This window comes from Caballeronia udeis, from assembly GCF_044909315.1.
In the GTDB taxonomy this organism is placed as follows: Bacteria; Pseudomonadota; Gammaproteobacteria; order Burkholderiales; family Burkholderiaceae; genus Caballeronia; species Caballeronia udeis_A.
Genome location: NZ_JBIYEB010000040.1, coordinates 24,388 through 36,434, shown reverse-complemented (window position 1 = coordinate 36,434; position 12,047 = coordinate 24,388). Strand labels below are relative to the sequence as shown.

12 protein-coding genes are annotated in these 12,047 nt (G+C 57.0%); 6 read left to right on the top strand and 6 right to left on the bottom strand.

Annotated features, from left to right (window positions below; genetic code table 11):
• Window positions 1-24: 24 nt before the first annotated feature.
• The 5 genes from ABH944_RS39725 to ABH944_RS39705 all read right to left on the bottom strand — a co-directional run bounded on the left by ABH944_RS39725 (window position 25) and on the right by ABH944_RS39705 (window position 6,261).
• The gene (locus tag ABH944_RS39725) at window positions 25-1,182 is read right to left on the bottom strand and encodes a branched-chain amino acid ABC transporter substrate-binding protein (RefSeq protein ID WP_404613886.1); all 1,158 of its coding nucleotides are present in this window, start codon (window positions 1,180-1,182) and stop codon (window positions 25-27) included.
• 258 nt (window positions 1,183-1,440) lie between these two features.
• Window positions 1,441-2,649, bottom strand: coding sequence for an aminotransferase-like domain-containing protein (locus tag ABH944_RS39720; RefSeq protein ID WP_404613829.1), 1,209 nt, complete (start codon window positions 2,647-2,649; stop codon window positions 1,441-1,443).
• Window positions 2,650-2,770: 121 nt separating this feature from the next.
• Complete coding sequence (locus ABH944_RS39715; protein WP_404613831.1) at window positions 2,771-2,923, bottom strand: hypothetical protein; 153 nt, start codon at window positions 2,921-2,923, stop codon at window positions 2,771-2,773.
• Between the two features lie 177 nt (window positions 2,924-3,100).
• Window positions 3,101-4,558: an NAD-dependent succinate-semialdehyde dehydrogenase gene (locus tag ABH944_RS39710; protein WP_404613833.1), complete on the bottom strand. Its 1,458-nt coding sequence runs from the start codon at window positions 4,556-4,558 to the stop codon at window positions 3,101-3,103.
• A gap of 32 nt (window positions 4,559-4,590) precedes the next feature.
• Window positions 4,591-6,261 carry a thiamine pyrophosphate-dependent enzyme gene (locus tag ABH944_RS39705; RefSeq protein WP_404613835.1) on the bottom strand — a complete coding sequence of 557 codons (1,671 nt, stop codon included), beginning with the start codon at window positions 6,259-6,261 and terminating at the stop codon, window positions 4,591-4,593.
• A gap of 132 nt (window positions 6,262-6,393) precedes the next feature.
• Here ABH944_RS39705 and ABH944_RS39700 point away from each other — a divergent pair, with 132 nt between their 5' ends.
• On the top strand, window positions 6,394-7,329 hold the full coding sequence (locus ABH944_RS39700) for a LysR family transcriptional regulator (RefSeq protein ID WP_404613837.1): 936 nt from the start codon (window positions 6,394-6,396) through the stop codon (window positions 7,327-7,329).
• 221 nt (window positions 7,330-7,550) lie between these two features.
• On the opposite strand, the gene lhpI is transcribed toward ABH944_RS39700, so the two are convergent.
• Entirely contained in the window at window positions 7,551-8,477 is a 927-nt protein-coding gene (gene lhpI / locus ABH944_RS39695) for a bifunctional Delta(1)-pyrroline-2-carboxylate/Delta(1)-piperideine-2-carboxylate reductase (RefSeq protein ID WP_404613839.1), read from the bottom strand.
• A 213-nt stretch (window positions 8,478-8,690) separates the two neighbouring features.
• On the opposite strand from lhpI, the gene ABH944_RS39690 reads away from it, so the two are divergent.
• The 5 genes from ABH944_RS39690 to ABH944_RS39670 all read left to right on the top strand — a co-directional run bounded on the left by ABH944_RS39690 (window position 8,691) and on the right by ABH944_RS39670 (window position 11,982).
• Complete coding sequence (locus ABH944_RS39690) at window positions 8,691-8,831, top strand: hypothetical protein (RefSeq protein ID WP_404613840.1); 141 nt, start codon at window positions 8,691-8,693, stop codon at window positions 8,829-8,831.
• Between the two features lie 26 nt (window positions 8,832-8,857).
• Window positions 8,858-9,001 carry a methyl-accepting chemotaxis protein gene (locus ABH944_RS39685; RefSeq protein WP_404613888.1) on the top strand — a complete coding sequence of 48 codons (144 nt, stop codon included), beginning with the start codon at window positions 8,858-8,860 and terminating at the stop codon, window positions 8,999-9,001.
• A gap of 190 nt (window positions 9,002-9,191) precedes the next feature.
• Complete coding sequence (gene lhpH, locus ABH944_RS39680) at window positions 9,192-10,199, top strand: trans-3-hydroxy-L-proline dehydratase (RefSeq protein WP_404613842.1); 1,008 nt, start codon at window positions 9,192-9,194, stop codon at window positions 10,197-10,199.
• 339 nt (window positions 10,200-10,538) lie between these two features.
• On the top strand, window positions 10,539-11,648 hold the full coding sequence (locus ABH944_RS39675; RefSeq protein WP_404613844.1) for a mandelate racemase/muconate lactonizing enzyme family protein: 1,110 nt from the start codon (window positions 10,539-10,541) through the stop codon (window positions 11,646-11,648).
• A gap of 46 nt (window positions 11,649-11,694) precedes the next feature.
• Window positions 11,695-11,982: a DUF1330 domain-containing protein gene (locus ABH944_RS39670; protein WP_404613846.1), complete on the top strand. Its 288-nt coding sequence runs from the start codon at window positions 11,695-11,697 to the stop codon at window positions 11,980-11,982.
• Window positions 11,983-12,047 lie beyond the last annotated feature (65 nt).

Genomic DNA, 12,047 nt, shown 5'->3' with positions numbered 1-12,047 from the left:
CTCGGCCCGCGCCGGAATGGTTTGCTACTTGGGGTTCGTCACTTCCAGCGCCACCCATTGGCCGTTCTCGCACTTATAGACAGTGACCGTAGCATTACGCAAGTTGCCGTATCGATCGTAGGAAAAGTGGTCGGTCGTGACGCCTTTCATGTCGATTTTGGCGAGCTTGGGCAGATAAGCGGATGGATCGGACGAGCCGGCTTCCGACATTGCCTTCATCATGGCCATCGCGCCGTCATAGCTAAACGGCGCGTAGAGCACCGGTTTGCTTCCGAACTTCGCGTCATATCGTTTGGCGAATGTCTCTCCACCGGGCATGCGGTCGAGAGGACTACCGGGAAGCGATACAAGGACTCCTTCCGCGGACTGCCCGGCTACCTTGATGAAGTTGTCGGTCTTTGCCATCTCACCGGAAACAAACAAGCTTGTCATGCCCAGGCTCCGCGCCTGCTTGACCATAGGTGCCGACTGAGCATCTGCGCCGGCATAATAGATAAGGTCGGGGTTCTTCCCTTTCAGCACGGTAAGAATGGCTTTGAAGTCTGTAGACTTATCGGTAGTGTATTGACGGTCAATGACGTTTCCGCTCGCCGCTTTCACCGACTTCTCGAACTCATCCGCCAGGCCCTGCCCGTATGCGGTGCGATCATCGACAATCGCGACGCGCTTGGCGTGCACCTTGTCTACGACATACCGTCCCATGACACCACCTTGCTGCGTATCGGATGTCATCACACGGAAGGTTGTTTTAAAGCCCTGCTGCGTGTACGCAGGGGCGGTGGACATGGAAATCTGAGGGATGCCTGCCTGAGCGTAGATCGCGGATGCGGGAATCGACACGCCGGAATTCAAGTGCCCGAGCATTCCCTTGATTCCGTCGTCGACAAGTCGTTGCGCAATCATCGTGCCGGTCTTCGGGTCCGCCTGGTCGTCTGCCGAATCGAGCACGAACGTGGTGATCTTTCCATCAATCCTGGGTTTTGTGGCGTTGAACTCGTCGATCGCCAGCATGGCACCCATTTCGTAGTCTTTGCCGTACATCGCCTGAGGGCCGGTCATCGGGGCGGAGAACCCAATCTTGACCGTTTGCGTTTGCGCCTGCGCTTGAGCGACGGGGATTGTCGCAAGGGACACTGCGGTAGCAACACCGGCTAAGAGGAAACTCGAACTAACAGTTTTCATGCTGGAATCCTTGTACCTTATATCAATTTCACGCCAATCCATGTCGATAGGTCATAGACACGTCTGGTAACGGTTTGAAAAAATAATTTAATGCCTTTTTGATCTCTCCAGTATCCGATTAGGATTCCTCCATTCTTAACCATCGCGCACCAGTTCTTGAGGGCGCGCGTGGCGGCCAGCGGGTTTCGCAACAGGTCTATTCGCGACCACGGGCGGTAGCAGATCGCCTGATTCGTATCGGAATGGGAAGAGCCTCGTTCAGACGGTCTTGACGTATGCACGATGGAGACGCGCAACGCCTTGCTGGATTACCTCAGGCGACGACGTGGCATATGACAAACGCAAACTGTTCGATGCGCGGGTGTCGAAGTAACACTGACTGCCCGGTATAAACAAAACCTGTTCCGTAACGGCGTTGTCGAATAGTTGTTGCATGTCCAATTTCCCCTGGAAATTGGCCCATAGAAACATCCCTCCCTCCGGTTTTGCAAAGGAAAGGTTGTCACCAAAGGCTTGGCGCAAACTATCGGACAGTGCGTTCGCACGTGCCCGGTAAATCTCGATAGTACCGGGAAGGTTGGATTCAAATCGGGAGGAACGCAGATACTCGTTGGCGATCGCCTGATTCCACGGCGACGAACACATATCCGATACCTGCTTGGCCATTACGCACCGCCTCGCCACCGCTGCCGGAGCGACTATCCAGCCGATGCGGATCCCGGGCGTGACGACCTTGGAAAGGGTTGAGAGATAGACGCTCCAGTGCTCGGACGAGGGAACCTCAGAGGCGAGCGCACGCATTGGAGGGACTGTTTCCCCAGCGAAGCGCAGCGCGCCGTACGGATCGTCCTCAACGAGCAAGAACTGATGCCGTGCAGCCAATTCCAGGAGCTTGATGCGCCGTTCACGTGTGAGTGTCGCCCCCGTTGGATTGGCAAAGTTTGCAACGACGTAAAGCATCTTGGGCTTGCTCGGCAGCATTGAAAGGACCCTTTCGACGGCGTCCGCATCAATCCCGTTCGTATCGCCGTCGATCCCAATGACATTCGCGCCGGCCAACCGCAGCGCAGCCAAAGCCCCGGGATACGTTGGGTTTTCCACAAGAACCGTGTCGCCAGACACGACGTTGCTGCGCAACAGGAAGTCGAATGCCTGTTGCGATCCGGTTGTGACGAGCAATTCGTCCGTGTTGGCATGAATGCCGCGTCTTTCGCTCAGTTCAAGAAGCGCGTCACGCAGTTCATGGAGTCCCTCGGTCGCACCATATTGCATGCACTGCAGGGGATTTGCTTCCCAGGCGTCGTCGGCCGCCTGCCGCAGACCGTGCAGATCGAACGATTCAGCGGCAGGATATCCCCCGGCAAACGAAATGACGGATGGATCGGCAGCAAGCTTCGCGAGTTCGCGAATCGCCGATCCGCGAGGAGTCTGATAGGGGGCGGTAAAGTTATATGCGATGGAAGTCATGTTGGGATCAATCTCGCGAAACGAACAGCAACAAAGGACGATGGGTTTCAATGCGGTAGTCGACCGCTGGCATTCAGGTTCGGGTACGGCGTCGAATTACGGTGCGGCGGTTAGTATCCCGTTAGGGGGAAAGGCGCGGAACGGAAGACTTCGGATCGTCGAGCATGGTCTTCGCGTCACCGGACATCGTCACCAGACCCGAGTCCATCACGTAGCCGCGATTCGCCGTCTGCAGCGCCAGACGCGCGTTCTGCTCAACCAGCGGCGCCGTCATGCCTTCGGCCGAGACCTTGCATCCACCAAAAATGGAACGAATGCCTTAGGAAGCCGAAATATCCACGTTGTGGCGATCGTCGGCTGAATCGGGACGTAGCATGTCGGCCACGGGTGTCTCCTTGTTCAGGGTGAAGGACGCGTTGTCGCGTCTCGATAGGCAGGCATGCATTTCCGCTTAGCTGACGTTGCCGACGCAGACGTATTTCCTTTCGGAATATTCGTCGATACCGTGTCTGGACCCCTCCTTGCCAAACCCTGATTCCTTTATGCCGCCAAACGGCGCAACCTCCGTCGAGATGGCGCCTTCGTTCAGGCCAACAATGCCGTAGTCGAGGGCTTCCGTAACGCGAATGCTTCGGTTGAGATCGGACGTGTAGAAATAAGCAGCAAGACCGTAGCGCGTTGTGTTTGCGAGAGTAATGGCTTCTGCTTCGTCAGTGAAGCGCGTTATGGCGGCGACGGGACCAAAAATTTCCTCATGCATGATCGACATGGAGTAGTCGACCTCAGTCAGCACGGTCGGTGTGTAGAACCTGGGGCCTGCAGAATGCGGTTGGCCACCGGCTCTCACCTGGGCACCCTTCGCACGTGCATCGTCGACGAGTCGTTCGACTTTGCGAAAGGCCGCATCGTCGATGAGCGGTCCCAACGTCACCCCGTGGTCCGTTCCACGTCCCACACGCATGGAGATTACGGCCTTTGTGAGCCTCTCTACGAACGAGTCGTAAATTCCCGCTTGCACGAAGAAGCGGTTCGCGCAGACGCAGGTCTGGCCACCATTTCGAAATTTGGAGGCGAGGGCGCCTTGGACGGCGGCATCAAGGTTCGCGTCATCGAAGACAATGAACGGCGCGTTGCCACCCAATTCAAGCGACAGCTTCTTCATGGTCCCGGCGCACGCAGCCATCAACTTCTTGCCTACGGCCGTCGAACCGGTGAACGACAATTTGCGAACCGTCTCGCTTTCAATTAGTTCCGCGCCAATGTCCTCCGCGTTGCCCGTCAGAATCGACAAGGCGCCTTTGGGCAGGCCGGCTTCTTCCGCAAGAACGCACAGCGCGAGCGCAGAAAATGGTGTCTGGGGTGCGGGCTTCAGCAGCACGGTACAGCCTGCGGCGAGCGCTGGCGCAACCTTGCGCGTCACCATGCCTGACGGAAAATTCCATGGTGTGATCGCCGCACATACGCCAACGGGCTGGCGGATGACCGTTATTCGCTGAGTTCCGCGGGGTGCCGGAATTGTCTCTCCATAGATCCGCTTTGCCTCTTCGCCAAACCATTCAAGAAAAGATGATGCGTAGTCGATCTCACCCATTGCCTCCGCGTATGGCTTACCCTGTTCGGCAGTCATGATCCGCGCGAGATCGGCCTTATGCTCTTGCATAAGTGCAGCCCATCTCTGCAGTACCGCCGCCTTTGCCTTGCCCGTCCATTGACGATATTCAGCGAAAGCCTTGTCGGCAGCGCGGATAGCATCCGCTACTTGCGCGCGTGTCAGGCACGGTACTCTTCCGAGCCTTTCCCCGTCGGCGGGATTGTGGATCGTTTGCCATGAATCACCGCTTCCTGCGGACCATTCTCCACCGACGTATGCCGCCTCGCGAAACAGGTCAGTGCGCTGAAGATTCAACATATATGTCCCTCTCGATGCATTCAGGAGTCTATTCAGTCGCCGGTTCGCTCCAGGCTAGCGGCGGCCCCATGAGGAAGTACGGCTGCGAGGCTCGACGCTACCTCTATGAAGTACGGTCCCTGCGCCGTCAACCCGCGTTTAATGGCTGAATCGATTTCGTCCGGCCGGGAAATCCGCTCTGATTCCACGCCGAACGCGCTGGCGATTTTTATGAAGTCGGGGTTTGACAGCGTCGTGCCAACGTGGCGGCCGGGATACGTGCGTTCCTGGTGGATGCGGATTGACCCGTAACAGTTGTTGTTTGAAAGAATGAACAGGATCGGAAGATTGCGTTCAACCGCGGCAATCATTTCGTTTCCTGTCATGAGGAAACCGCCGTCACCGACGAGGCACACGGTCTTCTGGCCAGGCAGACGCAGTTGGGTGGCGATAGCGGCGGGAGTGCCGTAGCCCATCGCACCTGACAGGGGTGCCATCAGCCGCTGGGGGAAACAGAACGGGAAGTAACGATAGACAGGCGCAGCAAACGTACCCGCGTCGAGACAGATCGACACGTCCGCGGGTGCATGCGAAGCCAGGGAACGAACTACGTCAACGAACGGCACCCCATCAACGACCTCATGTGCCGGCCACTGTGCGATCTTCGTGGCTATGACACGTAACCGCCCGGCCCAGTCGCTATCCCGTCGAAGCGGCACGGTGGAGGTCACAAGTGCTTCCGCCAATGCCACTGGATCACAAACGACGCCGATGTCCGGAGCAATGTTCAAGCCGACGGCGTGCTCGTCGTCGCAGCAGTGAACGAAGGTCTGCACGGGCCGCGGCAATTTCGGAAAGCGATAGCCCTGCGTGGTGATGTCGCCCATGCGTGTACCGAGCGCGATGATCAGGTCACTCGATTCAAAGGCTTCCATCTGATGCTGAGGATTCGCGAGTCCGAGGTCTCCCACGTACAACGCGTGCTGATTCGGAAAGATGTCCTGCCGGCGGAACGACACGACAACAGGTACGTCGAAGGTCTCAGCAAGGCGCAGCAGCGCGTCGCGACCACCAGGAGCGACAAACCCTCCGCCTGCAATTATGAGAGGGCGCTCGGCGCTTTTGAGCAACTGTGCGATCTGCTGTACGGTGTTGGATGACGGCAGCGTAGGCGCGTGGCGAGCGGCTTTCCAGGAAGGCTGTTCGACCAGCTGTTGCTGGATATCCTCGGGGACAACCAGAACGACCGGACCGGGCGTGCCGCTCGTCGCAATACGGATTGCCTTGAATGCTGCTTCAGCAAGTCGGTCCGGTTCAGTTACTTCAACAACCCACTTCGCAATCGAGCCATACATCCTTTGATAGTCGATTTCCTGGAAGGCTTCCTTGCGCAAGTCCCCCTTCGGAATTTGCCCAACAACAAGGATGAGGGGAATGCCGTCCTGCTGAGCTGTATGGACTCCGATCGATGCGTTTGTCGCACCGGGTCCTCTGCTGACCATGACGACACCAGGACGACCAGTGATACGGCCATCTGCGCAAGCCATGAAGCTCGCTCCGCCTTCGTGGCGACAAGTAACGACATCGATTCGCGGAAAATCACCAAGTGCATCAAGGATGCCCAGGTAACTTTCGCCTGGAACCAGGAAGATGCGATCTATGCCATTCGCGGTGAAGGCGGAAAGCAATGCGTGAGAGGAAGTATTCAGTTCGCCTTTTTTCATGATGCAGGATTCAATCTGGTATGGCCTCAAAAGAAGGGAGAGGAGTCGTATGCACAGCATTGTTGTATGATCGTGGCGATACATCAATGAGTTGGCTGGCATATCAGCTATGCCGAAATGGCAGAGGGTGGAATGGACTTGAGACGACTCGAACTACTGCTCCAGGTGGCGGACTTTGACAGTTTTTCGAAGGCTGCGACGGTATTGGGTATTGCCCAACCCGCCTTGGGCAGACAGATTCAGAAGCTCGAGGAGGAGTGCGGTTTCCGCCTCTTCTATCGTCACGGTCGTGGCGTGTCGTTGACGCCCGAAGGAGAGTTGCTGCTTGAACGAGCGCGGCCGCTCGTGCGGCAGCTCGCATTAATTCCGGCAGATCTTCAGTCAGAGCACGATTCGCCGAGTGGGACCGTGACCTTGGGCCTTACGCCCACTGTGTGCAATCTTCTGGGCCTCAGGCTTGTCATGGCGGTCCGGGAGAAATACCCGCAGTTACATGTCAACGTGATCTCAGGCTACAGCGGTTACGTCCACGAATGGCTCGTAGACGGGCGACTCGACATGGCGATATTGCACGACGCCCGTCGCTCATCAACAGTGGCTGTTGATCCGCTTGCCGCTGCGGAACTGTTTCTCATCGTGCCGAAGGAATGTCCGGAGTTCGATCCTTCAGACGTCTTGACCATGACGTCCATATGCAAGATCCCTCTGGTTTTACCAACGCGAAATCACGGCTTGAGGCGGACGCTTGATTACGCAGCAGGCGAAGCGGGCGGGGCGCTTAGGGTTACCTATGAAGTCGACACCCTGGAGCTACTCAAACAAATTGTCATCGCGCGACTTGCTTGCACGGTTCTGGCGAAAGCGGCTGTACTCCGTGAACTTGAGGACGGTACTTTGGTCGCCCATCGCATCACTGCTCCGGCCATGCATACGAAGCTCATGCTTGCAACAGCGGTGCGACGGCCGATTACTCGTGGCATCCGAATCGTGGAGCAACAGATCAATGAGCTGATTAGTGAAATAATTGCAGACGAAAGCGAGAAATTTGGGCTGGTGGCGCCGCAGTAACCGGGCATCACGTAGCATGCGAGCGCATTCTTATGGTACAGGCAACCGAAAGGGAAATCCGGGAGCGGCGCGAGGTTCCAGCAGAAGTCATTTTGCGCTCGTGAGATTGCGGCAATCATTCCCTGGCCGACTGACGGTGTCACTAAAATCCGAAGCTCGTAATATTGGTGGCACTCGTCAATATCGCAGGTTTCGCCAGCCAACACGGGCGAACGAAGAGCTTACAGCGCAGCACAGGCCGCGGCTAGATCTTCCAGCGCTGTTCCGACGGCCTTGAAGACGGTGACTTCCTCGGAGTTTGTCCGTCCCGGGTGTTGTCCATGGCAGAGTTCATGGAGACGCGCCCGCACGTCTTGCTCTTTAAACACGCCGGCAGCGATGGGCTCCAGAAGGTCGCCTGCCTTCGCCAAGGCTTCGTCAGTATCAACGAAGACAGACGTGCCCACATAGCAGTCGTTATCGCTCTCGCGCATTGTCGGAGTGAATCCGCCAATGAGGTCGAGGTGCATGCCTGGTCTGAGCCACTTACCTTGAATCAATGGCCTGGTAGAGAGCGTTGCGCACGACACGATGTCAGCCTCGGCGACCGCGGACTCGAGATCCTCGACAACCCTTGCGACCGCACCCGCTTGGTTCAGCTTCTCCGCGAGCGACGCAGCACTGTTGTTCTCAATGTCCCATACCATGATCTTCCGGATGGGGCGCACTGCAGCGTACGCTTCGGGAATCAACGAGCCCACCCGGCCACTACCCACAAGGAGTAGTGTCGACGAATCCGGCCGGCTGAGATAGCGGGCGGCCAATGCGGAGGCGGCTGCGGTACGCCGGGAGGTGATGGTGTCTCCGTCCAGCATGGCGAGAGGAACCCCCGTTTCTGCATCAAACAGCAAGTAAGTCGAGTGCAAGGCAGGAAGTCCGCGGGTTCGATTGCCCGGGAAGACTGAAGCGGTCTTCAACCCGAACTTCTTACCTTGTTGCCACGCAGGCATCAATAGAAAAATTCCATCCTGACCATCTGAACCAGACTCGATCTTGTGTGAGTGCCTCAACGGTACGTCGCAACCTTGCACAAACATTTCTTCCAGCGCATTGATGAGCTTGCTTGCAGGCAAGCGCGCGATGGTTTCGTTTTGGTCGACAATCTGCATGAGTCTCCTTTGCAACTGTTATGCGTGTCTTTCGGACCTGGATGGTCCGGTTCGCAATCGCGAGTTCGTTGATCGTAAGTGTCGCGTGGCTCTGAGCCATCATGCAATTTCAGGGGGCTATGCGAGCGCATGCGCCAATTGCAGTGTGAGGTGACCTTTTCGTCGTCCTGCCATGGCAAGGGTCTCCCTAAGTTGGTTCCATGGAATTCGCGAATGAACGACCGCTTCAAAGCAGGCGAGGGAAGTCATGAAACATTGCTCTTCCTGCAGATCGCATTAGCGCATTGTTGTATGGGAGAAATGGAGCATCAATGGAGTTGCCGGCATATCAGCTATGCCGGAAAAGCAGGATGATCGGTCCTGGAGTGTGACGCGACGAAATCGCGTTCCAGACCAACATCCTCGCGCCTAATTGGGCGGTAGAAACGGCGCGCGTTGGCGGGGACGGACCTGGCTTTGCCGTGGTTGTGCGAGGAGGGCGCATCTACGGACGACGCATTGACTGTCATTCCACGGGCTCATGACCTGATAACAAAACGTCGCTTCAAATACGCGCTGCTATCGGCGACGATACAACAAAGGGCCGTACAGGCGCAGACACGTGCGAAGAGAATGCCATTCTGATGGGTCCGCCGAAAATCGGCTACGTCATGGGGGAAGCGTCTTCGGGTGGCGCATGGTCATTGACGCGAACGAAGTGATGAGGAAGCACACATGAAAATCAGTCGCACCATTTCCACCGTTGAAGTACACACCGGCGGAGAGGCATTCCGAATTGTGACGAGCGGGCTTCCCCGCGTTCCGGGGGACACCATCGTCAAGCGCCGCGCATGGCTGAAAGAGAACGCGGACGACATCCGGAAAGCGCTAATGTTCGAGCCGCGTGGGCATGCGGACATGTACGGCGGGTATCTGACCGAACCGGTTAGTCCCACTGCAGACTTCGGAGTCATCTTTCTCCACAACGAGGGCTATGCCGACCACTGTGGACACGGCGCTATCGCGTTGGCCACCGCGGCGGTAGAGTTGGGATGGGTTCAACGGCAGATTCCTGAGACTCGCGTTGGCATCGACGCGCCATGTGGCTTGATCGAAACATTTGTGCAATGGGATGGGGAGCACGCCGGTACCGTTCGGTTTGTCAACGTGCCGTCGTTCATTTGGAAGCGCGATGCTGTCGTTGAGACGCCCTTGTTCGGTACCGTCAAGGGCGATATCGTTTTTTCAGGGGCGTTCTTTTTCTACACCGATGGTGCGCCGCACGACCTCGAAATTCGAGAATCTAACGTGGAAGCACTCGTGCGCTTCGGTGATGAGGTCAAGAAAGCTGCAAATAAAGCATATAAAGTCGAGTATCCGGATATTCCGGAAATCAATCACGTTTACGGCACGATCATTGCCAACGCACCGCGCCATGAGGGTTCGACGCAGGCCAACTGCTGCGTGTTCGCTGATCGCGAGGTGGACCGTTCTCCGACCGGCTCCGCTACCGCAGGACGCGTCGCGCAGCTCTACCTGCGTGGTGAATTGGGTAAGGATGAGACTCTCGTGAACGAGTCCATCGTCGGAACAGTTTTCAAAGGACGTGTGTTGAGCGAAACAACAGTCGGGGATTTTAATGCAGTTGTCCCGGAAGTCGAAGGCAAGGCGTATATCTGCGGCTTCGCGAATTGGATTGTGGACGAGCGTGACCCTCTGGCGTACGGGTTCCTTGTTCGATGAACTCTCTTCTCCAGTACCGGTTGACGCGGAAAACCGTTGCAATGGACGAGCATGTTTCGTGCGAGGCAGACGTTGGCTGGACGTTCGTGGGTCGAGGATAGTTTCACTGTATGGCAACTACCCTCAGACACGCATGACGTCTGCCACTAACGAACTTTCGATGGTGTATTTTATGACCAAAGCAACTTGCGGCCCACGGCCGCCTGTTGTGATTTTCTGATGGCTGCAGAGCGTGAGCTGTGAGCGGGCCGGATGCAGCTTCATTCATACGACGTGGTGCGCTCAAACAGATTTGCCGACTACAAGCCCCGATAATCCGCCCATCTGTGGTTACCGAGAATGAAGATCTCCCGAATCGATGTCTATAACTTCGACCTCACCTACGTACATGGTGTCTTAACCTTATCGGGAGGGCGGGAGATTTCCTCGCTTCCGTCGACGCTCGTGCGGATCACGAGCGATTCCGGCCACAAAGGTTGGGGCGAGATTTGCCCACTGGGTTCCGCTTATCTGCCGCAGCATGCTGGTGGCGCACGCGCAGCGCTCGAATTGCTCGCACCGGCGCTGATCGGCCTGGATCCGACCAATCTTGCTGCCATCAACGATACGATGGACAGGGTGCTCTCGGGCCATGCCTATGCAAAGAGTCCGATTGATGTCGCCTGCTGGGACCTGACGGGCAAGGTATGGGGCGCAAGTGTCGCCGACATGCTGGGCGGTGTTCGTCAAAGTCGTTTCCCCCTATATTTCGCGGTGCCGCTGGGAAGCCCCGAAGAGATGTCGAAGTATGTTCTGGCGCGTCGCGAGGAAGGCGTGCACTGCTTCCAGTTGAAGATTGGCGGCGATCCGCGAGAGGATGGCGTTCGCGCGAAGCATGTCGTCGAAAGTACGGGATCTGAAGATATCGTCATCGGCGATGCGAACTGCGGATGGGGTGTCAACGACGCCATCGTCGCCGCCCGCGCCATGGAAAATCTGCCACGCTTCTACTTCGAGCAGCCCTGCGCGACCATGGACGAGTGCATCGAAGTGCGCAAACACACCACGCTGCCCATGGTCTATGACGAAGTGGTCAACGATCCCGCCACACTCATTCGCGCGGTTCGCGAGGGTGGCGCAGGGGCGTTCAACCTGAAAGTATCGAAAGTGGGAGGGCTGACGAAAGCCAAGCTGATGCGGGATCTTGCCCAGGATCTCGGATTGCAGGTCACCGTGGAAGACTGCTGGGGCGGAGACGTGGTATCTGCGGCCTCCGCGCACATCGCCGCATCGACCAGGAAGAAGGCGCTCTTGAGCGTGTCTTTCATGAACGACTGGGTCAACGAGCACGTCGCAGGCTACCAGCCGCGCAGCAAGGATAACTTCGGCTGCGCGCCGTCCGCACCGGGCCTGGGCATCGACGTCGACGTGCAAGCGCTCGGGCAACCTTTGTACACGTTCGGCGCTTGAGCGCCGTTCTTCTGCAGCATCGCCGTTCACTTTAAGGAGGCAACACATGACAGCATTTGTCGTCGTGCAGGAATCGATAGAAAATGAAGCTGTTTTCAATCAATATCGCGCAAAGGCGCCAGCGACGATCGAGGCATATGGCGGCAAGTTCCTCGCGCGTGGCGGCAACCTCGAAGTGATGGAGGGCGAATTGCCGCACAAGCGCCTCGTCATCATCGAGTTCCCTACGCGCCAAGACGCGATTGCATGGTACAACTCTGCTGAATATCAAGAAATCCTGCCCACGCGACTCTCTAGCAGTAAAGGCATTTTCGCGGTTGTAGATGGCGTGTGATTGGAGTGCTGAACCGGTTGAAGAAGCCCCTTCTCGCTCGCCTTGGCGAGTTCGTTTCTTCAATC